This is a genomic window from Nocardioides dokdonensis FR1436 (genome assembly GCF_001653335.1).
In the GTDB taxonomy this organism is placed as follows: Bacteria; Actinomycetota; Actinomycetes; order Propionibacteriales; family Nocardioidaceae; genus Nocardioides; species Nocardioides dokdonensis.
The window spans coordinates 2,462,865-2,488,682 of sequence record NZ_CP015079.1 but is presented as its reverse complement, the minus strand read 5'-3'; the positions used below and the strand labels follow the sequence as shown (position 1 = coordinate 2,488,682).

Below are 25,818 nucleotides of genomic sequence, written 5' to 3'. Positions count from 1 at the left end.
CTACCCCTGCTGCGCCTCGTACGCCGCGTAGGCGGCGGCCCGCTCGCGCTCGATCTTGCGACCCAGCAGCACGGCGGTGGCCCAGAGCAGCGCGAAGACGCCGCCCAGGAAGAACATCATCGGGATCACGAAGCCCAGACCGACAGCCGCCACCTGCACCGCCCAGCCGGCGGTGTAGGCCCACTCCGAGCGCAGCATGCCGGCCAGCAGCAGGCAGACCACGGCGAGCCCGAGGCCGATGAGCAGCGCGAGCCCGGTGGGCACGTCGGTCAGCGAGATGAGCACCGGGGTGGTCAGACCCAGGGTGATGGCCTCGAGGGAGAGGATCGCGGCGCACATGCCGCGGCGGGGCGACCGCTTCACGACGGCTCCTCCTCGCGCGGGGCGCCGGGCTCCCGGCGACCGCGGGTCAGCAGGGTGCGGGCCTCGCCGGCGGTGACGACGGAGCCGGTGACCAGCACCGCCCCGGAGCCGATCGAGGAGCCGACGCTCTCGCCGGCCTCGGCGAGCGCAGCCGCGGCGTCGATCGCGTCGATCAGGCGGGGCACCACGCTGACGCGGTCCTGGCCGAAGACCTCCACGGCGGCCTCGCCGAGGGCGTCGGCCGGCATCGCGCGGTCGGTGGAGCTCTGGGTGCACACGACGTGGGCCAGGTGCGGCTCCAGGGCCACGAGCAGGCCCTCGACGTCCTTGTCGCTCATCACGCCGAGCACGCCGATGACCGGCTCGAAGGTGAAGGAGTCCTCGAGCGCGGCCCCCACGGCCTCGGCGCCGTGCGGGTTGTGGGCGGCGTCGAGCAGCACGGTGGGGCTGCGGCGCACCACCTCGAGGCGGGCCGGCGAGGTGACCTCGGCGAAGGCCGCGCGCACGAGCTCGGCGTCGAGCGGCTGCGCGTCGGTCCCGCCGACGAACGCCTCGACCGCGGCCAGCGCGACGGCGGCGTTCTGCGCCTGGTGGGCGCCGTACAGCGGCACGAAGACGTCGTCGTAGCGGGCCCGCAGGCCCTGCAGCGACATCATCTGGCCGCCGACGGCCGCGGTGCGGGCGACGACGCCGAACTCCAGGCCCTCGCGGGCCACGGTGGCACCGACCTCGGCGGCGCGCGCCATCAGCACGGCGGCGGCCTCGACCTCCTGCTGGGCCATCACCACCGTCGAGCCCGGCTTGATGATCCCGGCCTTCTCCTGGGCGATCACGTCGGGCGTGCCCCCGAGGTAGCGGGCGTGGTCGACGGCGATCGGCAGGATCACCGCGACGTCGGCGTCGGCGACGTTGGTGGCGTCCCAGGCGCCGCCCATGCCGACCTCGACGACCGCGACGTCGACCGGCGCGTCGGCGAACGCGGCGTAGGCCATGCCCACGACCGTCTCGAAGAACGACAACGGGTGCGCCTGGTCCTCGTCGACCAGGTGCGTGTACGCCGCGACGTCGTTGAAGGCGCGCACGAAGGCCTCGTCGTCGAGCGGCTCGCCGTCGATGCTGATCCGTTCGTGCATCGTCTCCACGTGCGGGCTGGTGAACCGCCCGGTGCGCAGCTCCAGCGTGCGCAGCAGCGCGTCGATCATCCGCGCGGTGGACGTCTTGCCGTTGGTGCCGGTCAGGTGGACCAGGCGCAGCGAGCGCTGGGGGTCGCCGAGCAGCTCGAGGAAGGCCTCGATCCGGTCCAGCGACGGCTCGAGACGGGTCTCGGGCCAGCGCGACAGCAGGGCGTCCTCCACCTCGGCGAAGCTCTGGGCGGGACGCGGGACGGCGGCGGGGTCAGACGAAGGCTCACTCATGTCCGGTCCAGTCTAGGGACGACCACCGCTTGACCCAGACTCTGGAACAGGTTCTAGTTCTGGCATGAGGACGACAGTGGCGATGGTCACCCGGCAGGGCGGCTCGTTCGAGCTCGCCGAGGTAGAGCTCGACGAGCCCCGCGCGGACGAGGTGCTGGTGCGGATCGTGGCCACGGGGCTGTGCCACACCGACCTCACGATGCGCAGCCTCCTGCCGGCCGAGATGTTCCCCAACGTCTTCGGCCACGAGGGGGCCGGCGTCGTGGAGTCGGTCGGCACCGACGTCGAGGGGATCGCCGTCGGTGACCAGGTGGTGCTGTCCTTCCGCTCCTGCCGCGAGTGCGGTCCCTGCCGCGAGGGTCTGGTCGGCTACTGCGACCAGACCCTGCTGCTCAACTACATGGGCATGCGCGCGGACGGCTCGACGACCATGCACCAGGACGGCTCCCCCGTCTTCGGCTCGTTCTTCGGCCAGTCCAGCCTGGCCCGGCACGCCCTCGCCCACGCCGACAACTGCGTCGTGGTCGACCCGGACCTCGACCTGACCCTCGCTGCGCCCTTCGGCTGCGGCTACCAGACCGGCGCAGGCACCGTGCTCAACGTCCTGCACCCCGACGCCGACGACTCCTTGGTCGTGTACGGCGTCGGCGCGGTCGGGCTGGCCTCGGTCGCGGCAGCCGTCGCGGAGGGGGTCGGCACCGTGCTGGCCGTCGACCTGGTCGGGGCCCGGCTCGCCGAGGCGACCCGGCTCGGCGCGACCGCGGTCGACGCCTCGGGGCTCGAGCCGGCCGAGGTCGTGGCCCGGGTCAAGGAGCTCACCGGTGGGGGCGCGACGTACGCCGTCGACACCACCGCGGTGCCTGCGGTGGTCAAGCAGGCCCAGCAGTCCCTGGCCTCGCGCGGCACGCTGGTCGTCCTCGGCCTGGGGCCCGAGGAGTACCAGCTCGACGCGATCGACCTGCTGCAGGGCGGCAAGCGGGTGCTGGCCTCGGTCGAGGGCGACTCCGACCCGCTGGTGATGGTGCCTCGGCTGCTCGCGATGCGCGCGCAGGGTCGCTTCGACCTCGACGCGCTGGTGACGACCTACCCGTTCGAGAAGATCAACGACGCGGTGGACGACGTGCTGGCCGGTCGGGTCGTCAAGCCGGTGCTGGTGTGGTGAGCCGCAGGTTGGCGGTGTCGGCCAGCGCCTCGTAGCCCAGCGCCTGGTAGATCCGGTTCGACACCGGGTTCGCCTGGTCGGTGAAGAGCGTCGGGCGGGCCCCCTCGTCGAGGACCTCCCGGCTCAGGTGCGCCACCAGCGCGCTCGCCCAGCCGTGCCCGCGCTGCTCGCGCGGGGTGTAGACCGGCCCCAGCCGGACGACACCGAAGCTCTCCGGGGACCGGGCGCTGAAGTGCACGGGCCGTCCGTCGACCTCCCACACCCACAGCAGGCCGCGCTCGATCCGGCTCGTGGTCCACGCCGCGTCGAGGTGCTCCCCGGGCTCGGGCTCGCGCCCGGCCTGCTCGTCGGCGTCGACCGAGAACGCCGCCGCCCACCGGGTGACCAGGTCGAGGTCCTCGGGCCCCGCAGGACGGGCCCGCCCGCGCACCGGACGCGGCTCGACCAGGCTGTGCAGCTCGAAGAGCCGCAGGTGCTCGTGGACGTACGCCGCGCGGTCGCGGAGGCGGGCCAGCTCGTCCATGAAGACGGCCACGCTCGGCAGCGCACCGTTGGCGGCGGTGACGTCCTCCCCGCGCGCGTGCAGGTCGCGGGCCAGCGCGAGCGCGGCGTCGTCCGGCATCAGGTGCACCCACATCGGGTGCGGCACGAACGGCGCCGTGCGCATCGCGACCCCGACGACCTCCTCGCCGTCGGTCCCGTCGGCGAGCACGCTCACCCACCACTGCGGGTGCTGCGGCCCGGGGCCGTCGTCCCCCAACGCCCCGTGGGCGGAGGAGGCCACCACCGTGGCCAGCACCGGCTCCTGCGCCAGGTGGTCGCCGGCGCGGGCCAGGAAGGCGCCCGGGTCCGTCGTGGTCTCGAATCGGTAGGAGGTCACGCACGCAGGTTAGGACCCGGACCCCGGACGGCGGGTTCGGTCCGCAGGAGCGGGACTCATAGGATTGACGCCATGACCGAGACCACGCCCCAGGCCACCGACGCGACGAGCACCGATGCGCGTGCTCTCGTCGTACCGGACAAGCCGGCGCTCGAGGGTCTCGAGTCGACCTGGGCGGCGCGCTGGAAGGAGCAGGGCACCTACACCTTCGACCGCACCCAGCCGCGCGAGAACGTCTTCTCGATCGACACTCCCCCGCCGACCGTCAGCGGCAGCCTGCACGTGGGCCACGTCTTCTCCTACACCCACACCGACCTGATCGCGCGCTACCAGCGCATGCAGGGCAAGTCGGTGTTCTACCCGATGGGCTGGGACGACAACGGCCTGCCCACCGAGCGCCGGGTGCAGAACTACTACGGCGTGCGCTGCGACCCCTCGCTGCCCTTCGACCCCGACTTCACCACGCCGGCCAAGCCGGACCCCAAGAAGCAGGTCCCGGTCAGCCGCCCCAACTTCATCGCCCTGTGCGAGGAGCTCGTGGCCCAGGACGAGGAGGTCTTCGAGTCGCTGTGGCGCACGCTGGGCCTGTCCGTGGACTGGTCGCAGCACTACACGACCATCGGCCCGAAGGCGCAGACGGTCAGCCAGCGCGCGTTCCTGCGCAACTTCGCCCGCGGCGAGGCCTACCTCCAGGAGGCGCCCACGCTGTGGGACGTCACCTTCCAGACCGCGGTCGCCCAGGCCGAGCTGGAGGCGCGCGACTACGCCGGCGCCTACCACCGCGTCGCCTACCACGCCGCCGACGGCAGCGCCGTCCACGTCGAGACCACCCGGCCCGAGCTGATCCCGAGCGTGGTCGCGCTCATCGCGCACCCCGACGACGAGCGCTACCAGCCGCTCTTCGGCACGACCGTGACCTCCCCCGTCTTCGGGGTCGAGGTGCCGGTCCTGGCCCACCCCGGCGCGGAGATGGACAAGGGCGCCGGCATCGCCATGTGCTGCACCTTCGGCGACCTCACCGACGTCACCTGGTGGCGCGAGCTGAACCTGCCGGTGCGCACCGTGATCGGCCGCGACGGCCGCTTCACGCGGGAGACCCCGCCCTGGCTGGCCGCCGCCGAGACCGCCTACGAGCGGATGGCCGGCAAGACCGTCTTCTCCGCCCGCGAGGAGATGGTCGCGATGCTGCGCGAGAGCGGCCACCTCGAGGGCGAGCCCGAGCCGACCCAGCGGATGGCGAACTTCTACGAGAAGGGCGACAAGCCCCTCGAGATCGTCGCGACCCGCCAGTGGTACATCCGCAACGGCGGCCGCGACGCCGCGCTGCGCGACGAGATGCAGTCCCGCTCCGAGGAGATCACCTGGCTCCCGGCGCACATGAAGCACCGCTACGACAACTGGGTCGGCGGGCTCAACGGTGACTGGCTGATCTCGCGCCAGCGCTTCTTCGGCATCCCGTTCCCCGTCTGGTACCCCCTCGACGCCGAGGGCGAGCCGGACTACGAGCACCCGCTGCTGCCCAGTGAGGACGAGCTGCCGGTGGACCCGTCCACCGACGCCCCGCGCGGCTACGACGAGGCGCACCGCAACCAGCCCGGCGGCTTCATGGGCGACCCGGACGTCATGGACACCTGGGCCACCTCGTCGTTGACCCCGCAGATCGCGGGCGGCTGGGAGAGCGACCCGGACCTCTTCGAGCGCGTCTTCCCGATGGACCTGTGCACCCAGGCCCACGACATCATCCGCACCTGGCTGTTCTCCCGCGTGGTGCGTGCCCACTTCGAGCACCACGTCGCCCCGTGGTCGCACGCGCTGGTCTCCGGGTTCATCCTCGACCCGGACCGCAAGAAGATGTCGAAGTCCAAGGGCAACGTCGTGGTGCCCACCGAGATCCTCGACAAGTTCGGCGCCGACGCGGTGCGCTGGCGCGCCGCGATGGCCCGTCCCGGCCTCGACTCGCCCTTCGACGAGGCGCAGATGAAGGTCGGGCGCCGGCTGGCGATGAAGGTGCTCAACGCCTCCAAGTTCGTCCTGGGCAACGTGGGCGCGACCTCGAGCAACGCCTACGAGGTCTCCGAGCCCGTCGACTGCGCCCTGCTGGGCCGCTTGGCCGTGGTGACCCGCAAGGCCACCGAGTCCTTCGAGGCCTACGACTACACCAGCGCCCTGGAGTCGGTGGAGAAGTTCTTCTGGGAGTTCTGCGACGACTACCTCGAGCTGGTCAAGGAGCGGGCCTACGCCGAGGACGGCGGCCCCGCGACGGCCTCGGCGAGGTCGACGCTGGCGATCGCCCTGCAGGTGCAGCTGCGCCTGCTCGCGCCGTTCCTGCCCTACGTGACCGAGGAGGTCTGGTCGTGGTGGCAGGAGGGCTCGATCCACCAGGCCTCGTGGCCCACGGAGCTCGACCTGGGCTCGGCGGCGGCCGCCGACCCGATCGTCGTCGAGGCGGTCGCGACCGCCCTGGGCGGCATCCGTGGCGCCAAGTCGCAGGCCAAGGTCAGCATGCGCGCCGAGCTGGGCCGCGTCGAGGTCAGCGGCCCCGAGGCCCTGGTCCGGGCCGCCGAGCAGGCCGCCGACGACCTGCGGCGCACCGGGCGGATCGTGGGCGACCTCGTCTTCACCGTCGACGCCGCCGCCACCGAGCTCAGCGTGGCCGCCGAGCTCGCACCGCTCGCCCAGGACTGATCCCGGGCCGACGCGGCACACACGCAGCAGCGCCCCGACCGGGATCCGGTCGGGGCGCTGCTCTGCGTGGTGGGGGCTCGGGTCAGGCCGACTTCTTCTTCTTGGCCTCGACCTCGCGCAGGACCAGCTCGGGGCTCTCCTCGCCGAGGACGGCGGCCGAGTTGAGCACGACCTTGGCGACGTCGCCGCGCGAGGGCACGTCGTACATCACCTGGAGCAGGATCTCCTCGATGATGGCGCGCAGTCCTCGGGCGCCGGTGCCGCGCTCCATCGCCTTCTCCGCGATCGAGGCGATGGCGTCCTCGGTGAACTCGAGCTCGACCCCGTCGATCTCGAAGAGCTTCTGGTACTGCTTGACCAGGGCGTTGCGGGGCTCGGTGAGGATCTGCACCAGGGCCGGCCGGTCGAGCTTCGAGACGCTGGCGATCAGCGGCAGCCGACCGATGAACTCGGGGATCAGGCCGAACTTGGTCAGGTCCTCGGGGCGCACCAGGGCCAGGAGGTCGTCCTCGGTGCGGTCGGCCTCCTTGCGCACCTCGGCGGTGAAGCCGAGGGTCTTCTTGCCGACCCGCTGCTCGATGATGTGCTCGAGGCCGGCGAAGGCCCCACCCACCACGAACAGGATGTTGGTGGTGTCGATCTGGATGAACTCCTGGTGCGGGTGCTTGCGCCCGCCCTGCGGGGGCACCGAGGCGGTCGTGCCCTCGATGATCTTGAGCAGCGCCTGCTGGACGCCCTCGCCGGAGACGTCGCGCGTGATCGAGGGGTTCTCCGACTTGCGGGCCACCTTGTCGATCTCGTCGATGTAGATGATGCCGGTCTCGGCCTTCTTGACGTCGTAGTCAGCCGCCTGGATCAGCTTGAGCAGGATGTTCTCGACGTCCTCGCCGACGTAGCCGGCCTCGGTCAGCGCCGTGGCGTCCGCGATCGCGAACGGCACGTTGAGCATCCGGGCCAGCGTCTGGGCCAGGTAGGTCTTGCCGCACCCGGTCGGGCCGATGACCAGGATGTTGGACTTGGCGACCTCGACGACCTCGTCCTTGGCGTGCTTGCCGCCGGCGGGCTGGACGCCCGCCTGGACCCGCTTGTAGTGGTTGTAGACCGCAACGGCCAGCGACTTCTTCGCCTGCTCCTGGCCGATGACGTAGGAGTTGAGGAAGTCGAAGATCTCGCGCGGCTTCGGGAGCTCGGCCAGACCCTCCTCGGTGCCCTCGCTGAGCTCCTCCTCGATGATCTCGTTGCAGAGGTCGATGCACTCGTCACAGATGTAGACGCCGGGTCCGGCGATGAGCTTCTTCACCTGCTTCTGCGACTTGCCGCAGAACGAACACTTCAGCAGGTCTCCACCGTCACCGATACGTGCCACCGGGGTCACCCTCCTCAGTCATCTCAGGCGTGGGGGACGCCCGGGGTCGTGCTCGTTGTACCGATCTGGACGAAGGTACTCCCCGGACCGCCCTCTCGGGGGCAGACACGGGGAGATACCTCGCCTTGTCGGCCCTCAGGTGAGGGCCGGTGCCTTCAGGGACTCCAGGACCGAGTCGATCAGCCCGTACTCCACCGCAGCCTGGGCGGTGAGGATCTTGTCGCGCTCGATGTCGCGGCTGACCTCCTCGACCGCACGGCCGGAGTGGTCGCTGATCATCTTCTCGAGCAGCTCGCGCATCCGGAGGATCTCGTTGGCCTGGATCTCGATGTCCGAGGTCTGGCCGAAGGTGCCCTCGGTGTAGGGCTGGTGGATGAGGATCCGGCTGTTGGGCAGCGCCATCCGCTTGCCGGGCGTGCCGGCGGCCAGCAGGATCGCGGCGGCGGAGGCCGCCTGGCCCAGGCAGACCGTGCGCACGTCGGGCTTGATGAAGTTCATCGTGTCGTAGATCGCCGTCAGCGCGGTGAAGGAACCACCGGGGCTGTTGATGTAGATGCTGATCTCCTGCTCGGGGTTCATCGACTGCAGGCAGAGCAGCTGGGCGATCACGGCGTTCGCGACGTCGTCGGAGATCGGCGTGCCCAGGTAGATGATGCGCTCTTCGAAGAGCTTGGCGTAGGGGTCGATCCGGCGCACGCCGTAGGACGTGCGCTCCTCCCACTGCGGGATGTAGTAGTTCATGTCCGGTGCTCCCGTCACTTGGTGTGGGCCGGGCGGCCCTCGTCGGCCGCGTCGCGAGCGCTCTTGACGACCTGGTCGACCAGGCCGTACTCCTTGGCCTGGTCGGCGGTGAACCACCGGTCGCGGTCGGCGTCGGCGACGACCTGCTCGATGGGCTGTCCGGTGTGCTCGGCGATGAGGTCGAGCAGCACCTTCTTGATGTGCAGCGACTGCTGGGCCTGGATCTTGATGTCGGAGGCGGAGCCACCCATGCCCGAGGAGGGCTGGTGCATCATGATCCGCGCGTGCGGCAGGGCGTAGCGCTTGCCCTTGGTGCCGGCACACAGCAGGAACTGGCCCATGGAGGCGGCCAGGCCCATGCCGACGGTCGCCACGTCGTTGGGGATGTAGTTCATGGTGTCGTAGATGGCCATGCCGGCATCCACGGAGCCACCGGGTGAGTTGATGTGCAGGAAGATGTCGGCCTCGGGGTCCTCGGCGGACAGCAGCAGCAGCTGCGCGCAGATCGCGTTCGCGTTCTGGTCGCGCACCTCGGAGCCGAGGAAGATGATCCGTTCCCGGAGCAGACGCTGGTAGATGTGGTCGTCGAGCACGTTGAGCCCGGCGCCCCCACCCATTCTCTGGTCGGAGGCGGTGTCGCGGCCTTCGGAGCTGGAGTTCTGGTTCACGTCGCCGACACTAGCCCGAAGGACCGACACTTCCACGGGCAACCCGGCACTGTTCGCCGACAGCGGATTTCATCGGGCCCCTCCGGGATCAGGCCAGCCACTCCCGCAGCCCCGCGAGCACCTCGGGGTGGTTGAGCAGGCCGAAGTGGTCACTGCGGCCCACGTGCAGCACCGTGGCGCCGGGGAACAGCGTGCGCCCCGCCCGGTCCCGTCCGTACGCCGAGCGCGGACGGACCAGGAGGTCGCCGACGACCTGTCCCACCGGGTGCCGCTCGTCCTCGCTGAGCGTGGCGGCCACCAGCCGGTAGCGCGCGTGCGGCAGCGGGGGGACGTCCTCGGCCAGCCCGGCCACCAGGTCGTGCACCCCCACCGAGCGCCAGTCCAGGAGCCGGCCGAACGCCGCGGTCTCGGGCAGCCGCGACAGGCCCCTGCTGCTCTGGCCGATCCCCCACGCGACGGGCGCGCCCAGGTGCGGCGTGCCCAGCGTGACGACGTCGCTGACGAGCCGGGTCCAGGACGCGCTCGCCCCGCCCGGCTCGGCGGCGACCGCACCGGCCGCCCGGAGCACCAGGCCGCCCATCGAGTGCCCGACCAGCGCGATGCGGGTGACCCCGACCGGCCAGTGGTCCACGACCTGCTGGAGCAACGAGGTCACCGCGACCCCGTTCTGGCGCAGCGGGAGCCCGGTGTTGGCGCGCAGGTGGACCGGGGTCCAGCCGCGGCCGGCGAGGTCCTCGGCGTACGTCGTCCCGGTGCGCTCGCGGTGCCGCTCCCAGTAGGACTCGTTCTCGCACAGGCCCGGCAGGAGCACCAGCAGCCGCCCGGTCGCGTCCGGGAAGGCCCGGGCGAGGCCGTCGGCGTCGGGTCGGACGTCGCGACCCTCGTGGCGCACCGCCGTGGTGATCGCCATCCGCGGCCGGTCCTGGGCGAGCCGGTCACCGATGAGTCCGTTGACCGCCGAGCTGACGAAGCGTCCGCGCGGGGAGTCCTCCAGTCGCGGCCCGGCGCCGCTGGCGGCCGCGACGTCGAGTCCCCGGGAGGCGGCCCGCAGACCCAGGCCCAGGCCGCCGTACACGGCGCCGGAGAGGCCGCGGTGCAGCTGCTCGACGGGGCCCGGACCGCGCCCCGTGATGCGGCGTCCGATGCCGTGCACGCGGTCGAGCCACGCGGTGTGGGTGTCGCGGACGCTGCGCAGGACCAGGCCGTCGGCCACCTCGCAGGCCAGCGAGGCGGCGTCGAGGAGCGAGGGCCCGCTGGGTGCGGCGGCGGTGGACATGAGCGCCATCCTAGAGGTCGAGTGAACGAGTGTGCACTCGACAGGCCGGTGCAACGCGGACGACCCGCCCGAGGTGCTCGGGCGGGTCGTCGGTGCTGCGGTGCCGAGGTGGCTCAGGCCTTGTCGGCCGCGTCCTCGGTGCTGTCCTCGGTGCTGTCCTCGGCGGCGTCCTCGGAAGGCGCCTCGTCGGCGGGCTCCTCGGTGCTGTCCTCGGCCGGGGTCTCCATGATGGTGCCGTCGGGCTGCAGGTTCTTCAGCTCGAGCACCTCGCCGGAGGCGTCCTTGACGGTCGCGGACTCGACGAGCACGGCCAGCGCCTTGCCGCGCAGGATCTCCTGGACGAGGTCCGGGATGTGGTTGTGCTCGAACATGTGGTTCGCGAACTCCTGCGGGTCCTGGCCGGACTGCTGGGCGCGACGGATCAGGTGCTGGGAGAGCTCCTGCTGGTCGACGCCGAGCTCCTCCTTCTTCGCGATCTCGTCGAGCAGGAACTGCGCGGCGACGGCGTCGCGGACCCGGCGGTCGAGCTCGGACTCGAACTCCTCCTGGGTCTGCTCCTCGTCCTCGAGGTACTTCTCCATCGAGATGCCGGCCATCACCAGCTGCTGCTCGATGTTCTGGCGGCGAGCGTTGAGCTCGTCGGTGACCATCGACTCCGGCAGCGGGACGGTGACCTTCTCGAGGAGGGCCTCCAGCACCGCGTCGCGGGCCTCGGCGGCCTGCTCGAGGCGCTTGCCGTTGCCCAGGCGCTTGCGGACGTCGGCCACGAGCTCGTCGGAGGTGTCGAACTCCGAGGCCAGCTGCGCGAACTCGTCGTCGAGCTCGGGGAGCTCCTGCTCCTGGACCTGGCTGACCGAGACGGCCACCTCGACCTCTTCGCCGACGAGGTCGCCGCCGACGAGGCTGGAGGTGAAGGTCTTCTCGTCGCCGGCCGACATGCCCACGAGGGCCTCGTCGAGGCCGTCGATCATGCCGCCCTTGCCGACCTGGTAGCTCATGCCGGTGACCTCGGCGCCCTCGAGCACCTCGCCGTCCTTCATGGCCTTCAGGTCGAGCACGACGAAGTCGCCCTCGGCAGCAGCGCGCTCGACGTCGGCCAGGGTGCCGAAGCGCTCACGCAGCGCCGCGACCTGCTCGTCGACGTCCTCGTCGCTGATCTCGATGTCCTCGACCTGGGCCTCGAGGCCCTCGTAGGCCGGCAGGTCGATCTGCGGCTTGACGTCGACCTCGGCGGTGAACTCGATGAGCTCGTTGTCCTCGAGCTTCGTCACCTCGATCTCGGGCTGGGCCAGGGGCTCGAGGGAGTTCTCCTGCAGGGCCTCGACGTACTTCTTGGGAAGCGCGTCGTTGATGGCCTGGTCGAGGACGGCGCCTCGCCCGACCTGACGGTCGATGACGCCCGGCGGGACCTTGCCGCGGCGGAAGCCGGGGACGTTGATCTGCTGGGCGATGGCCTTGTACGCCGCGTCGAGGCTCGGCTTGAGCTCCTCGAAGGGCACCTCGACGGTCAGCTTGGCCCGGGTCGGGCTCAAGGTCTCGACGGCGCTCTTCACAGGGTGTCTCCTCATGGTTCGGTGATTGTTTCCGGCACTGGTACGTCGGGGCGACAGGACTCGAACCTGCGGTCTCCTGCTCCCAAAGCAGGCGCGCTAGCCACTACGCTACGCCCCGCCAAAGCGTCCCCTCCGGCTCGCGTCGCGACGCCGCCGAGGACTCCCTGGAGCGGATGACGGGAATCGAACCCGCGTAGCCAGTTTGGAAGACTGGGGCTCTACCATTGAGCTACATCCGCACGCACAGGGGCTCCGCCCCCGTGTACCCCCGGACCGTGGTCACGGCGGGCGCGCAGGTGGCGGCTCCCCTGGACCCCTGAATCGTGCCACACCGGGCCTGCGCAGCCACAACCGGCGCCGCGGGTCGGACCGCCCTCAGCGGCGGTGGACCACCACCATGGCGCGGTCGTCGTCACGCGAACCGAGCGCCTCGACGAGGCGGTCGGCGGAGCCGACGAAGCTGCCGTGCAGCAGGGTCTCGGCCTGGCCGAGCATCCGGTCCAGGCCCATCTCGATGTCGCGGCGCGGGCGCTCGACCATGCCGTCGGTGTAGAGCAGCACGGCGTCGCCGTGGTCCAGCGCCCCGCAGGCGACCTCGAAGTCGGCGCGGTCGAGCAGGCCGAGCACCGGGCCCGCGCTGGGCAGCACCGCCCAGCGCCCCGACCCGGCGTGGCGCTGCACCGCCGGCGGGTGACCGGCGCTGCGCACCTGGAAGGCGCCGCTGCGCAGGTCGAGGGAGAGGTGCACCGCGGTGGCGAAGCCCTCGTCCCACCCCTGGCGCATCAGGTAGTCGTTGGCGGCCCCCAGGAAGTCCTCGGGAGCCAGGGCGCCGAGCATGCCGCCGAACGCACCGGAGAGCAGCAGGGCACGGGTGCCGGCCGCGTCGCCCTTGCCCGACACGTCGACGACGACGACCTCGAGGCGGGTGTCGTCGTCGAGGATCGTCGCGACCAGGAAGTCGCCGGCGAACGGGGTGCCGGAGGCCGAGTGCAGCGCGGCCTCGACGTGCCACCCGGCGGGCAGGTCCGGGATGCCGCCCTGGTTGAGCAGCCGGTCGCGCAGGTCCACGAACATCGACTCGCCGGTGTTGCCCGCCACGCCCAGGCGCCCGCGCCGGAAGGCCGTGGCCAGGACGATCGCGGCCATCAGGAGCTCGATCACGCCGGCCGCCACCAGCCGCCCGGTGCGCTCCTCCTGGAGAGCCAGCGTGATGGCGGCCATCACGACGATCCAGCCCACGAACCACGGCAGCTGGCGCGGGTTGAGCACCAGGCTCCCGAGCAGCAGCGGCACCATCAGGGACGTGATGGGGAAGACCTCGGGCACCAGCGCCACCCCGACCACGAGCGCGAGGGCGAGCAGGCACAGCAGGGCGGCGGTGCGGAACTGACCGATGCGCCCGCGCCGCCAGGCCAGCCGCAGCCGCTCGACGGTCGCCGACGCCGTACCCGGCTCGGAGTGGTCGAACACCGCGCTCATCGCCAACCCTTCCCTCGAGGCAGGCTCATCGTAGGGCTCGCGACCGGAAGGCGGGTTGGCATCGGCTGCACCAGAAGAGGTTGCGCCCGGCCATCTCGGTGGTGCGCACCGCTCGACCGCAGACCAGGCACGGCTGGGCGTGGCGGCGGTAGACGTAGACCTCTCCCCCGTGGTCGTCGCGACGCGGCGCCCGACCCATCGCCTCCGGGGTGTGCTCGGGACGCACGGTGTCGATGCGACCGGTGCGCACCCCCTCGGCCATCAGCTCGACCAGGTCGTCCCACATGGCGCGCCACTGACCGACCCGCAGGGTCCGGCCCGGGCGCTGCGGGTCGAGGCGGTGCCGGAAGAGGAGCTCGGCGCGGTAGACGTTGCCGACGCCGGCCAGCACCGACTGGTCCATCAGCAGGGCGCCGATGGAGGTCCGGCTGCGGCTGATGCGCGCCCAGGCGCGGTCGGGGTCGGCGTCGGCCCGCAGCGGATCCGGTCCCAGCCGGGCGACGACCTGGTCGCGCTGGGGCCCGGTCAGCAGCTCGCACGCGGTGGCCCCGCGCAGATCGGCGTACGCACGACCGCGGGCGTCGGCGGCGCTCAGGCGCAGGCGGACCTGGCCGACGGGTGCGGGCACGTCCTCGGCGTCGGCGTGCACGTCGAACCTGCCGTAGAGGCCGAGGTGCACGTGGACGTACCGCTCCCCGGGGAAGTCGAGGAAGAGGTGCTTGCCCCAGGCCTCGGCGTGCTCGAGGGGCTGCCCGTCGAGCTGGGCCGCGGACCCGGCGAAGCGACCCTGGGGGCTGGACACCTCGAGCCGGCGGCCCGCGAACGCGTCGTCGAGGTGGCCGGCGAGCCGGTGGAGGGTGTGCCCCTCAGGCATCGAGCCCCGCGTCGGGGCCCAGCCCCTGGGCCGAGGCCGGCAGCGGCGGCAGCACCGACGTCTCGTCGTACGACGTGAGCTGGCCGATGCGGCGCACGTGCCGCTCGTCACCGCTGAAGGGCTCGGCCAGGAAGACCTCGACGAAGCGGGTCATGTCCTCGAGGCTGTGCATCCGACCGCCGACCGAGACCATCTGGGCGTCGTTGTGGTCGCGGGCCAGCTTCGCGGTCTCCTCCGACCACGCGAGGGCGCAGCGGATGCCGGTGACCTTGTTGGCCGCCATCTGCTCGCCGTTGCCGGACCCGCCGATCACCACGCCCATGGAGTCCTGCCCGGCGGCGCGCTCGCGGGCCACGGCCTCGGCGGCGCGCAGGCAGAAGACGGGGTAGTCGTCGACGGCGTCGTAGACGAAGGGGCCGTGGTCGACGGCCTCGTACCCGTGCTCGCCGAGCCACTCGACGAGGTGGGCCTTGAGGTCGAGTCCGGCATGGTCGGAACCGAGGTGCACGCGCATGGGGGCGATCCTCCCAGAACCCGGGACCCGGGCGTGCTCAGGGGTACATGGCCAGGAAGGCCGCCACCTGACGGGTCATCGGCTCCGCGGCGTCGAAGACCTCCGGGTGCCGCCAGAAGCCGTGCAGCTGCCCGAGGTAGCGGGTCCCGACGACCGCGACGCCGGCGTCGGCCAGCAGCGCGGCGAGGTGCTCACCCTCGTCGCGGAGCGGGTCGTGCTCGGCGGTGGTGACCAGGGTCGGCGGCAGCGTCCACAGCCGGTCCGAGCGCAGCGGCGCGAGGTCGGGGTGCTGGAGGTCGTCCGCGGTGGCGGCGTACTGCTGCCAGTACCACGCGGCCTCCCGCGGGTCGAAGCCGTCCGCGGCCGTGCGGTAGCTCTCGAAGCCGGCCTCGGGGTCCAGGAACGGGTAGACCAGCGCGAGCGCCCGGAAGCGGCCGGGGTGGCGCAGCGCGGCGACCAGCGCGAGGTTGCCGCCCGCGCTGTCGCCGTGCGCGTAGAGCGGACCGCCGAGGTCGTACGACGCGCCCTCGCGGCCCAGCCAGCGCAGCACGGTGTCGACGTCGTCGGGCGCTGCCGGGAAGCGGTGCTCGGGCGGGCGGCGGTAGTCGACGCTGAGCACCGCCACCTCGCTGCGGTTGGCCAGCCGGCGGGCCGCGGCGTCGTGGACGTCGATGTCGTGGAAGACGAAGCCGCCCCCGTGCAGGTGCACCAGCACCCCCTCGCGGGCGTCGTGCGGCCGGTACAGGCGGCAGCGCACCCCGTCGGCGTCGAGGTCGAGGACCTGCTCGACGTCCTCGCGGGGCTGGCCGGCGGCGAGGTCACGTGCCTGGCGGCGCGACTCGGCGATGTCGAAGTCGGCGTCGAAGACCTTCGGGGTCAGCGCCGCGGCCTCGAGCGAACGGCGGGACTGTGGGTAGAGCACGCCCGCAACCTACTGCCGAGCAGTCACTTCTGAACCACCGACCAGTCAGTTATGCACCTTGGTCACGGGGCGCAGACTGTGCTGATGGCCTGGTCGGTGCTGGCGCTCCTCTTCGTCGTCGAGCTGCTCGCCTGGGCGGCGTACGCCGTGCTCGGCTGGGCGCTGTCCCCGGGCTGGCTGTGGGTGTGGGCACTCCCGCTGCTCGTCGTCACGCTGTGGGCGCTGACGGCCTCGCCCCGCGCGCGGTGGCGCGGCGCCGTGCTCACCCCCGCCGTCAAGACGCTGGTCTTCACGGGCGCCGTGGTCGCGCTGGTGCTCACCAGCCACCCCGTGGCCGGCGGCACGCTCGCCATCCTGGTGGTCGTCGTCCACGTCGCGGCGCGGCACCCCGACGTACGTCGGCAGCAGGAGCGGCTCTGACCTGTCGGTGGTGCAAGAGCGACCGCTCGATGGTGCAGAAGTGACTGCTCGGCCGGCTCAGGCGTCGGCCAGCCGGGCGACCTCCTCCTCGGCGACCTCGGGGTCGAGCTTGGTGAAGACAGGGGTCGGCTTGCCGACGGGGGTGCCGACGACGATCGGGTGCCGCTGCCAGGACGGCGCGGTGGTGTAGTCGCCGGTGATGACCGGGTAGCCGGGGCCGCCGTCGAGGTCCTCGACCTCCTCGATGCGCGGCATCGGGGCGATCTCGCCCGTGCCGCCCAGGGCCCGGTCCACCGCGTTGGCGGAGAACGGCAGGAACGGGGCGAGGACGAGGTTGAGGTCGGCCACGCACTGGGCGACCACGTGCAGGATCGTGGCGAGCCGCTCGCGCTGGTCGTCGCCCTTGAGCTTCCACGGCTCGGAGTCGGAGACGTACTTGTTCACGAGGCCGACGACGCGCATGGCCTCCGAGATGGCCGCCTTCTGGCGGTGCCGGGCGATCAGGTCGCCCACGGTGCCGAACGCGGCCTCGGCGGCGGCCAGCACCTCCTCGTCCTGGGGCTCCAGCGCCCCGGCGGCCGGGAGCTCACCGAAGTTCTTGGCGATCAGCGTCGCGGTGCGGTTGACCAGGTTGCCCCAGCCCGCGACCAGCTCGTCGTTGGTGCGGCGCACGAACTCGGCCCAGGTGAAGTCGGAGTCCTGGTTCTCCGGCCCCGCGGAGGCGACGAAGAAGCGGAACGCGTCGGGCTGGTAGCGGCTGAGCAGGTCGCGGACGTAGATGACGACCTTCTTGGAGGAGGAGAACTTCTTCCCCTCCATGGTCAGGAACTCCGAGGAGACCACCTCGGTCGGCAGGTTGAGCTCGCCGTAGGTGTGGACCTCGCCACCGCGGTCGCCCTTGCCGGAGTAGGCCAGCAGCTCGGCCGGCCAGATCTGGGAGTGGAAGGTGATGTTGTCCTTGCCCATGAAGTAGTAGGACAGCGCCTCGGGGTCGTTCCACCACTGGCGCCAGGCCTCCGGGTCGCCGGTGCGCCGGGCCCACTCGATGGAGGCGGAGAGGTAGCCGATCACCGCGTCGAACCAGACGTAGAGCTTCTTCGTCGGCTGCTCGCGCCACCCGTCGAGCGGCACCGCGATGCCCCAGTCGATGTCGCGCGTCATCGCGCGCGGACGGATCTCCTTGAGGATGTTCTGGCTGAAGCGGATGACGTTGGGCCGCCACAGCCCGGTCGCCTCACGCTCGTCGAGCCACTCCCCCAGCGCCTCGGCCAGCGCCGGCAGGTCGAGGAAGAAGTGCTGGGTCTCGATGAACTCCGGCGTCTCGCCGTTGATCTTGGAGACCGGGTCGATCAGGTCGGCCGGGTCTAGCTGGTTGCCGCAGGTGTCGCACTGGTCGCCGCGGGCCCCGCCGGCGCCGCAGATCGGGCAGGTGCCCTCGATGTAGCGGTCGGGCAGCGTGCGTCCGGTGGAGGGCGAGATGGCCCCGTGGGTGGTCTGCTCGACGAAGTAGCCGTTGGCGTGCACCCCCGTGAACAGCTCCTGCACCACGGCGTGGTGGTTGGGCGTGGTGGTGCGGGTGTACAGGTCGTAGGTGCACCCGAGCGCCGCGAGGTCCTCGGCGATGATGCGGTGGTTCTTGTCGGCCAGCTCCTGGGGGCTCACCCCGGCCTCGTCGGCCGCGATCAGGATCGGGGTGCCGTGCTCGTCGGACCCGGAGACCATGAGCACGTCGTGGCCCGCCATCCGCATGTACCGGCTGAACACGTCGGAGGGCACGCCGAAACCGGCCACGTGGCCGATGTGGCGCGGACCGTTGGCATACGGCCAGGCGACTGCGGAGAGGACTCTGCTCATGGGGGGATCCTAGGAGTGACCCCCGGGCGTCACCTCAGCGGCCGGTGCCGCCGTACTTCTTGGCCCGCTTGCGGGTGCGGCGTCGGATGGTCGGGAGCTTGGCGTAGAGCGCCTGGCCGGGGCACGCGGTGTCGTTGGTGTCACGGTGCCCGTCGATCACGCGCAGCCGCACCCAGCCCTTGGAGTACCTGTCGCTGCCCGTCGAGTAGACCCGGACCTTGCCGGAGGGACGGCGGCCGTACTTGTCGAGCTTCCAGGCCGCCAGCTTCACCAGCGCCGTCACGGTGCGCGGGGTCACCTTCCCGCTCTCGAAGTTGCCGATGACCGCGACGCCCATCGAGGTGTTGTTGAAGCCCAACGTGTGCGCGCCCCGCACGGGCCGACCAGGACCGCCGGCGCGGCCGACCCAGGTGCGGCCGAACTTGTCGACGAGGAAGTTGTAGCCGATGTCGGACCAGCCCAACGACTGCGTGTGGTAGCGGTACATCCCGCGGATCATCCCGGCGACGTCGCCGCGGCTGTAGTCGTTGCCGCTGGCGGTGTGGTGCACGTGGACCTGCTGGATGGTGCGGCACATGACGGGCCTGCCGTCGCGCCAGGACTCGTCGGCGCCCCAGTCCCCGCGGCTCAGCAGCCGCGGCCGGGGTGAGCGTCGCGCCCGCTTCCGGCCGCTCCCGGTCTCGTCGACCTCGCCGCTGTCGTCCTCGGCGAACGCCCGTCCCGCCGGGATCGACCCGGTGGCGCGCTCGTCCTCGCCCCGCTTCCCGGGGTGGATCAGCACCAGGCGCAGGTCGTCGGGGCGGCGGCCGACCACGACGACCTCGACGGCGTCGGACTCCGCCACCCACAGCGGGTCGGTGCCCGCGCGGCCGCTGCCCTCGCCACTGGTGCGGTCGGGCCCGTCGTGGAGGACCCGCAGCACCTGCCACGGGGACCAGCGCCCGCTGCTGCGGGTGCGCACGCGCAGCGTGGGGGCCGGGCCGGTCCACGTCGCGGCGAGCATCCGGTACGCCGCGGTGTCGAGGCGACCGGTGGCCCAGCGGCCCCGGCCGCTGGACGCCAGCCGCCGCCCGTCCAGGGCGATCTCGTGGGAGGCCACGCCGCCGGCGCGGGCGCTCGCGGCAGGGCCGGCCAGGACCCCGAGAGCGGGTCCGGCGGCGAGGGCCGCCGCAGTCGTCACGAGGGCGCGACGCTGCATCTCTGGACTAGACATCTCCAACATCATGCGTCACATCAGCCACAGTGTCGATCCGCTGACCCGGCCTTCCCCGCCTGTCGGGGGCCGCAGCCACCCCCGGGCACGGTAGGAATGGCCGGTGAGCACACCCCCGATGCACCGCACCCCCGTGCCTGCGACGAGCAGCGTCGAACCGGGTGGACAGAGCACCCTCGCGCGTCGACTGCGCACGATGCTGCGGCCGTTCTGGGTGGTCCCGGCGCTGTGGTCGCTGTTCGCCGTCACGCTCGGGCTCCTGGCGCCCCGGGTGGACGGGCTGGTGCCGGACGCGCTGCTGCCCTACTTCTTCCCCGGCGACGTGGAGGGCGCGCGCAGCGTCCTCTCGACGATCGCGGGCGCGATGATCTCGGTGACCGGCCTGGTCTTCTCCAACACCATGGTCGTGCTGCAGCTGGCGAGCAGCCAGTTCTCCCCGCGCGTGCTGCAGACCTTCCTCGAGGACCGTGTCACCCAGCACACGCTGGGCGTGTTCACCGCCTCGTTCGTCTACGCCCTCACCGTGCTCCGCTCGCTGGCCGACATCGGCGGCGACCCCGTCCCCCAGGTGGCGGTGACGCTGTCCTTCCTGTTCGTGGTGGGCGCGGTCGCGATGTTCCTGGCCTTCATCAACCACATCACCGCCTCGGTGGGGGTCTCCAACGTGCTCCACCGGGGCGCGGAGGAGACGCGCACCATGCTGGCTCGGGCGCAGCGCGCCGACGAGGGCCGGGCCGAGGGGCGCCCCGACCTGCCCGACCTGGGCCACCAGCACGTCGTGGTCGCGCCGCGCAGCGGCTACCTGGACGCGCTCGACCTGGGCGACCTGCGCACCCTCGCGGTCCGCAACGACGCCCGCATCGAGATCCTGCACCCGCTGGGCACGTTCATCGTCGAGGGCCGGCCGCTCGCGATGGTCCACGGCGCCGGACCGCCCACCGGCTGGGACGAGGCCCTGCACCGCCACGTCGACCTCGCCCGTGACCGGTCGCTGCAGCAGGACATCTCGTTCGGGCTGCGGCGCCTGGTCGACATCGCGGAGCGAGCGCTCTCCCCCGGCATCAACGACCCGACGACCGCGATCCAGGTCGTGGACCAGCTGCACGACCTGCTGCACCGGATGTCGACCGCGCGCGACCCCTACCCGGTTCACATCGACGCCGAGGGCATGCCCCGGGTGGTCACCCGGGAACCGACGTTCTCGACCCTGCTCGACCTCGCCGTCGACGAGATCGCGCACTGGGGCCGCGACAGCATCCAGGTGCCGCGGCGGCTGCGCGAGATGCTCGACGACCTCGAGGTCGACGCCTCGCCCGAGCACCGCCAGACGATCGTGGCCAAGCAGCACCAGCTCGCCGGCGCCGCGGGCCCAGCGGCTAGCTGAAGTCCAGCGGTGCCGACCGCGAGCGCTTGAGCTCGAAGAAGTAGGGGTACGACGCGAGCAGCACGGCGCCGTCCCACACCTTGCCAGCGGTCTCGCCGCGTGGGATCGAGGTCAGCACGGGGCCGAAGAAGGCGGTGCCGTCGATGGCGATGGTGGGCGTGCCGACCTCGTCGCCGACCTGGTCCATGCCCGCGTGGTGCGAGGTCTTCACGTCGTCGTCGTACGACGCGTCGTCCCAGGCGTCGATCAGCGAGTCGGGCAGGCCCACCTCGGCCAGCGCCTCGACGACCACCTCGCGGGAGATGCCGCGGCCGTCGTCGTGGATGCGGGTGCCCATCGCCGTGTAGAGCGGGAGCAGCTGGTCCTGGCCGTGCTGCTGCCAGGTGGCCATGGCGACCCGGACCGGGCCCCAGCCCTTCACGAGCGCCTCGCGGTAGTCCTCGGGCACGTCCTTGCCCTCGTTGAGGTAGGACAGGCTCATCACGTGCCAGGTGACCTCGATGTCACGCACCTTCTCGGCCTCGAGGATCCACCGCGAGGTGATCCAGGCGAACGGGCAGAGCGGGTCGAACCAGAAATCGGCTTTGGAGGTCATGGACGTGACAAGCCCGCCGGGCGTCCGGCTATTCCGCCTCAGCGGCGCGGCACGCTGACCCGCACGACCTCGCGGGAGCCGCGGACGACCTCCGTGCCCTCGTAGAGGACCCGGACGCGCTGCATGCCGGGGCTCAGCTTCGTGACCCGCAGGCGCACCGTGCCCTCGCTCAGCTCACCGACCACCTCCCGGTCGCCGACCCGCACCCGCACCGGCCCCTCGGGGACGTCGACCCCGGGCGCGCTGACGGCGACGTCGACGAGGACCTTGCGCCTGCGGCCCTCGGCGACGACGTCGAGGTCGGAGCCGGTGGTGACCGGGCCCTCCGCGCCGAGCTCGCTCGTGAGCGTCTCGTAGCCGGCCCGCGCCACCTCGACGCGCACCGCGACCCGGCGGCCCACGTCGGTCTCGGTCAGCGCGAAGCGACGCCCGCCGGCACCGACGGCGCTGCCGGTGACCGGCTTCCCGTCGCGGAGCCAGGTGTAGGTGACGTCGTCGGCGGACGGCGAGAACGTGCCGGGCGCCACCTCGAGCCGCACCCCGAGGCGGTGCCTGCCGGCCACCGTGAACGGCTCGGAGACCTGGAAGACGCCCGGCGCGACCTGTCCGGCGTCGGCGGCGACCACGCGGTCGCGGTAGCCCTCGAGGGTGCTCTTCTCGCGGACCTCCACGGTGGCCCCGACCAGCGCCGGCGTGAGGCGCAGCTTGGCGGTGGTCGCCTCCGGGACGGGCTCGCCGTCGGCGTACCACTGCAGGGACGTGCGCGCCGGGGCCGGCGCGTAGCTGCCCTTCGTCGCCGTCAGGACCTTGTCGACCTGCGCGGTCCCACTGACCACGGGGGTGCTGGTGGTGGTGAGGGTGCCGGGCTTGACCTTGCGGGTGCGCTGCGAGGTCGCCGTGCCGTCGGCGTAGCCCTTCTTGGTGGCCACGACCGCCACCGAGAGCCGCGTACGCCGCTGGGCCGGGGTCGGCGTGAAGGTCTGGCCGTCGGCCCCCTCGATGGCCGAGTTGCCGGCGTACCACTGCAGGCGGGTCGTGCCCGCGGGCTTCCAGCTGCCGGTGGTGGCGCGCAGCGTCTCGCCGACCGCGGCGTCCCCGGCGATGACGGGCGCCTCCTCGGCCTCGATCTGCTTGTCGTTGAAGTGGATGAAGCCGGTCGGCCAGCCGGAGCCGGTGTTGGTGAGGCGCCGCCAGTGGAAGTCGCCGCCCCACGAGTCCTCGGAGACGATGATCTCGTCGCGCGAGACCACCTCCTCGATGTAGGCCAGGTGGCCCACGGAGCCGCCGCCGGGCGTGCCCGCACGCCACCACGCGACGGCGCCGACCACGGGCTGGTCGTCGACGAGGTGCGACATCGCCTCGCCCCAGTTGGTGGCGTTGCCGCTGCCGCTCCAGGGGCGCTCGTTCGGCATCCCGTTCTGGACCAGGCGGTAGGCCACGTAGTTGGTGCAGTTGTGCCCGCCGTACATCCGCCACCACATCTGCTGGCCCGCCGTGCGGTAGCCGGCGTGCGAGTAGCCCTTGTCCTGGCAGCCCTGGTAGCCGGTGCACAGGTAGGTCGAGTACCCCTGGGCCGGCACCGCCGGCAGCACGACGAGCGCCGCGACCAGCGCGACGAGGAGACCCACCAGCTGTGTGCAGCGCTGGCGCGTGGTGGCACAGAGCGCATCCCGAGTCATCATCACGAGTGGGGATTAAACCCCACGTCAAGCACCGACACGCCGGTCGAGTGAATTATTTTCACTTTCGTCCCACGAGTCCCACGAGCGCTCATCCGGCGCATCCGCACCTCACCGGCGCTCGGGAGGCACTTGGTGCGGCGTCCTCCGGGTGCCGGTGCAATGATCTGCGTCATGCCTGGAACCAACTTGACCAGGGACGAGGCCGCCATCCGCGCCGCCCTCCTGGACGTCACGTCGTACGCCATCGACCTGGACCTCACGACGGGCGAGAAGACCTTCTCCTCCACGACCACGATCTCCTTCACCTGCACGCAGCCGGGAGCGGAGACGTTCGCCGAGCTCGTCGACGCCACGGTGCACGAGATCACCCTCAACGGCACGCCGCTCGACCCGGCCACGGCGTACGCCGACAGCCGCATCGCGCTGGCGGACCTACAGGCCGAGAACACGCTGGTGGTGCGCGCCGACTGCACCTACTCCCACACCGGGGAGGGCCTGCACCGCTTCGTCGACCCCGTCGACGACCGGGTCTACCTCTACTCGCAGTTCGAGGTGCCCGACGCGCGCCGCGTCTACACCACCTTCGAGCAGCCCGACCTCAAGTCGGTCTTCACCTTCCGCGTCACGGCCCCGCAGGACTGGAAGGTCGTCTCCAACTCCCCCACTCCGCAGCCCGAGCCGCTCGGAGACGGCCGCGCCGTGTGGGACTTCGAGCCCACCAAGCCGATGTCGACCTACATCACCGCGCTGATCGCCGGCGAGTACCACGAGGTGCAGCACACCTACGAGGGCGCGCACGGGACGATCCCGCTGGGCCACTACTGCCGCCAGTCGCTGGTGGAGTACCTCGAGCGCGACCTCGACGACCTCCTGAAGATCACCCGCCAGGGCTTCGCGTTCTTCGAGGACGCCTTCGACTTCCCCTACCCGTTCGGCAAGTACGACCAGCTCTACGTGCCGGAGTACAACATGGGCGCGATGGAGAACGCCGGCGCCGTGACGCTGCGCGACGAGTACCTGCCGCGCTCGCGCCAGCCGCGCTCGTTCTACGAGTTCCGCTGCTCGGTGATCCTGCACGAGATGGCGCACATGTGGTTCGGCGACCTGGTGACGATGCGCTGGTGGGACGACCTCTGGCTCAACGAGTCGTTCGCCGAGTGGGCCTGCTACCACGCCGAGGTCGAGGCCACGGAGTTCACCGACTCCTGGACCGGCTTCGCCAACGCGCGCAAGCAGACCGGCTACCGCGCCGACCAGCTCCCCAGCACCCACCCGATCGCCGCGGACAACGTCGACCTGCAGGCCGTCGAGGTCAACTTCGACATGATCACCTACGCCAAGGGCGCCTCGGTGCTCAAGCAGCTGGTGGCCTGGGTCGGGCTCGACGACTTCCTCGGCGGGCTGCAGCAGTACTTCAAGGACTTCGCCTACGGCAACTCCGAGTTCTCCGACCTGCTCGCCGCCCTGGAGAGGTCCTCCGGTCGCGAGCTGGCCGGCTGGGCCAAGGAGTGGCTGCAGACCGCGGGCGTCAACACGCTCGCCGCCGAGTTCGACCTCGACGACGAGGGCCGCTACACCCGTGTCGCGGTGCGCCAGAGCGCCCACCCGGACTGGCCCACGCTGCGCCGGCACCGCATCGGCGTCGGCATGTACTCCGACGTCGACGGCCGGCTGGTGCGCACCCGCTACGTCGAGACCGACGTCGAGGGCGAGCTCACCGAGATCGCCGAGCTGGTCGGTGAGACCCAGCCGGACCTCCTGCTCCTCAACGACAACGACCTTGCCTACGCCAAGATCCGGCTCGACGAGCGCTCGCTGGCCACCGCGATCGGTGGGCTCTCGCGCCTCGACGACTCGCTGGCGCGTGCCCTGGTCTGGGGCGCGGCCTGGGATATGACGCGGGACGCCGAGATGGCGGCCTCCGACTACGTCGACCTGGTGCTGGCCAACATCGGCGCCGAGACCGACCCGTGGGGCGTCAGCCGCATCCCCAGCACGGCCGCCACGGCAGCGACGGCGTACGCCGCCCCGGCCAAGCGCGCCGCCCTGCAGGCCCGCTGGGAGAGCGGCCTGCGCGAGCTCGCGCTGGCCGCTGAGCCCGGCAGCGACCAGCAGCTGACCTTCGTGCGCTCCTTCGCGGGGGCGGCGCACAGCGACAGCGCCCTCGACGACGTGGCCGGGCTGCTCGACGGCACGTGGGAGATCGACGGCCTCACCGTCGACCAGGACCTGCGCTGGTCCCTGGTCACCTCGCTGGCCGCGGCGGGTCGCGCCGGGTCGCGCATCGACGACGAGCTCGCGGGCGACGCGACCATCTCGGGCCAGGAGCACGCAGCCGCCGCCCGGGCCGCGCTCCCGGACGCCGAGGCGAAGGTCGAGGCCTGGTCGCTGGCGGTGGAGCGCACCGACGTCCCCAACGAGACCGCCCGCTCGATCGTGTTCTCGTTCATGCGCCACGGCCAGGAGGAGGTCCTGGCGCCGTACGTCGACCGCTACCTCGAGGCCGCCGAGACGCTCTGGGACCACCTGGGCACCCACCGCGCCTCGACCGTGCTCAACTACATCTTCCCCAGCCCCTTCGCAGGGCCGGAGCTGGTGGAGAAGGTCGACGCCTGGCTCGCTCGAACCGAGGCGCCCGCCGCGGCGCAGCGCTACGTCCAGGAGGGCCGCGCCGACGCGCTGCGGGCGATGGCCGCCCAGGAGCGCGACGCCCGCAGCTGAGGGACGAGCAGTCACTTCTGCACCACCGAGAGGTCACTTGTGGCACCTCTC

General features: G+C 71.8%; 21 protein-coding genes and 2 tRNA genes. 5 read left to right on the top strand and 18 right to left on the bottom strand.

Annotated features, from left to right (window positions below):
- Positions 1-363 carry a DUF4233 domain-containing protein gene (locus I601_RS11800; RefSeq protein ID WP_237089387.1) on the bottom strand — a complete coding sequence of 121 codons (363 nt, stop codon included), beginning with the start codon at positions 361-363 and terminating at the stop codon, positions 1-3.
- A complete protein-coding gene (folC, locus tag I601_RS11795) occupies positions 360-1,778 on the bottom strand; it encodes a bifunctional tetrahydrofolate synthase/dihydrofolate synthase (RefSeq protein ID WP_068109826.1) in 1,419 nt (472 codons plus the stop codon). Before folC ends, I601_RS11800 begins: the two co-directional genes overlap by 4 nt.
- A 64-nt stretch (positions 1,779-1,842) precedes the next feature.
- Here folC and I601_RS11790 point away from each other — a divergent pair, with 64 nt between their 5' ends.
- Complete coding sequence (locus I601_RS11790; RefSeq protein ID WP_068109823.1) at positions 1,843-2,940, top strand: NAD(P)-dependent alcohol dehydrogenase; 1,098 nt, start codon at positions 1,843-1,845, stop codon at positions 2,938-2,940.
- Here I601_RS11790 and I601_RS11785 read toward each other — a convergent pair.
- On the bottom strand, positions 2,918-3,820 hold the full coding sequence (locus I601_RS11785) for a GNAT family N-acetyltransferase (RefSeq protein ID WP_068109820.1): 903 nt from the start codon (positions 3,818-3,820) through the stop codon (positions 2,918-2,920). The genes I601_RS11790 and I601_RS11785 overlap by 23 nt on opposite strands.
- A 72-nt stretch (positions 3,821-3,892) precedes the next feature.
- Here I601_RS11785 and valS point away from each other — a divergent pair, with 72 nt between their 5' ends.
- Positions 3,893-6,505, top strand: coding sequence for a valine--tRNA ligase (valS, locus tag I601_RS11780; protein ID WP_068109817.1), 2,613 nt, complete (start codon positions 3,893-3,895; stop codon positions 6,503-6,505).
- A gap of 82 nt (positions 6,506-6,587) precedes the next feature.
- On the opposite strand, the gene clpX is transcribed toward valS, so the two are convergent.
- From clpX to I601_RS11725, 11 genes are all read right to left on the bottom strand, one after another.
- Positions 6,588-7,871, bottom strand: coding sequence for an ATP-dependent Clp protease ATP-binding subunit ClpX (clpX, locus tag I601_RS11775; protein WP_068109814.1), 1,284 nt, complete (start codon positions 7,869-7,871; stop codon positions 6,588-6,590).
- 135 nt (positions 7,872-8,006) lie between these two features.
- Positions 8,007-8,612 (bottom strand): ATP-dependent Clp protease proteolytic subunit, encoded by a 606-nt coding sequence (locus I601_RS11770; protein WP_068109812.1) that lies wholly within the window; start codon positions 8,610-8,612, stop codon positions 8,007-8,009.
- Positions 8,613-8,626: 14 nt separating this feature from the next.
- Positions 8,627-9,229, bottom strand: a complete 603-nt coding sequence (locus tag I601_RS11765; RefSeq protein ID WP_068114789.1) for an ATP-dependent Clp protease proteolytic subunit — start codon at positions 9,227-9,229, stop codon at positions 8,627-8,629.
- 139 nt (positions 9,230-9,368) lie between these two features.
- The gene (locus tag I601_RS11760; RefSeq protein ID WP_068109808.1) at positions 9,369-10,556 is read right to left on the bottom strand and encodes a lipase family alpha/beta hydrolase; all 1,188 of its coding nucleotides are present in this window, start codon (positions 10,554-10,556) and stop codon (positions 9,369-9,371) included.
- Between the two features lie 113 nt (positions 10,557-10,669).
- Entirely contained in the window at positions 10,670-12,109 is a 1,440-nt protein-coding gene (tig, locus tag I601_RS11755) for a trigger factor (protein WP_068109805.1), read from the bottom strand.
- Positions 12,110-12,154: 45 nt separating this feature from the next.
- Positions 12,155-12,227: transfer RNA gene (locus I601_RS11750), tRNA-Pro, on the bottom strand.
- A gap of 47 nt (positions 12,228-12,274) precedes the next feature.
- Positions 12,275-12,348 (bottom strand) — tRNA-Gly (locus I601_RS11745).
- Between the two features lie 136 nt (positions 12,349-12,484).
- Positions 12,485-13,588, bottom strand: a complete 1,104-nt coding sequence (locus I601_RS11740) for a PP2C family protein-serine/threonine phosphatase (protein ID WP_068109802.1) — start codon at positions 13,586-13,588, stop codon at positions 12,485-12,487.
- Between the two features lie 25 nt (positions 13,589-13,613).
- Positions 13,614-14,462, bottom strand: a complete 849-nt coding sequence (locus I601_RS11735; RefSeq protein ID WP_068109799.1) for an Fpg/Nei family DNA glycosylase — start codon at positions 14,460-14,462, stop codon at positions 13,614-13,616.
- On the bottom strand, positions 14,455-14,976 hold the full coding sequence (locus I601_RS11730) for a ribose-5-phosphate isomerase (RefSeq protein ID WP_068109796.1): 522 nt from the start codon (positions 14,974-14,976) through the stop codon (positions 14,455-14,457). The genes I601_RS11735 and I601_RS11730 overlap by 8 nt, the downstream gene beginning before the upstream one ends.
- Positions 14,977-15,013: 37 nt before the next feature.
- On the bottom strand, positions 15,014-15,898 hold the full coding sequence (locus tag I601_RS11725; RefSeq protein WP_068109794.1) for an alpha/beta hydrolase: 885 nt from the start codon (positions 15,896-15,898) through the stop codon (positions 15,014-15,016).
- A gap of 84 nt (positions 15,899-15,982) precedes the next feature.
- Between I601_RS11725 and I601_RS11720 the strand changes: the two genes are divergently transcribed.
- Positions 15,983-16,318 carry a YrdB family protein gene (locus I601_RS11720; RefSeq protein WP_169834699.1) on the top strand — a complete coding sequence of 112 codons (336 nt, stop codon included), beginning with the start codon at positions 15,983-15,985 and terminating at the stop codon, positions 16,316-16,318.
- 57 nt (positions 16,319-16,375) lie between these two features.
- On the opposite strand, the gene metG is transcribed toward I601_RS11720, so the two are convergent.
- Both metG and I601_RS11710 read right to left on the bottom strand, forming a co-directional pair.
- Positions 16,376-18,172, bottom strand: a complete 1,797-nt coding sequence (metG, locus tag I601_RS11715; RefSeq protein ID WP_068109787.1) for a methionine--tRNA ligase — start codon at positions 18,170-18,172, stop codon at positions 16,376-16,378.
- A gap of 34 nt (positions 18,173-18,206) precedes the next feature.
- Complete coding sequence (locus I601_RS11710) at positions 18,207-19,385, bottom strand: N-acetylmuramoyl-L-alanine amidase (RefSeq protein ID WP_169834698.1); 1,179 nt, start codon at positions 19,383-19,385, stop codon at positions 18,207-18,209.
- Positions 19,386-19,488: 103 nt separating this feature from the next.
- Here I601_RS11710 and I601_RS11705 point away from each other — a divergent pair, with 103 nt between their 5' ends.
- Positions 19,489-20,769 (top strand): DUF2254 domain-containing protein, encoded by a 1,281-nt coding sequence (locus I601_RS11705; protein WP_157520110.1) that lies wholly within the window; start codon positions 19,489-19,491, stop codon positions 20,767-20,769.
- Here the strand turns inward: I601_RS11705 and I601_RS11700 are convergent.
- Entirely contained in the window at positions 20,762-21,364 is a 603-nt protein-coding gene (locus I601_RS11700; RefSeq protein ID WP_068109781.1) for a mycothiol-dependent nitroreductase Rv2466c family protein, read from the bottom strand. The two genes, I601_RS11705 and I601_RS11700, sit on opposite strands and share 8 nt — an antisense overlap.
- Before the next feature lie 38 nt (positions 21,365-21,402).
- On the bottom strand, positions 21,403-22,992 hold the full coding sequence (locus I601_RS11695) for a CHAP domain-containing protein (RefSeq protein ID WP_169834697.1): 1,590 nt from the start codon (positions 22,990-22,992) through the stop codon (positions 21,403-21,405).
- A gap of 225 nt (positions 22,993-23,217) precedes the next feature.
- On the opposite strand from I601_RS11695, the gene pepN reads away from it, so the two are divergent.
- Positions 23,218-25,767: an aminopeptidase N gene (gene pepN / locus I601_RS11690; protein WP_068109775.1), complete on the top strand. Its 2,550-nt coding sequence runs from the start codon at positions 23,218-23,220 to the stop codon at positions 25,765-25,767.
- Positions 25,768-25,818 lie beyond the last annotated feature (51 nt).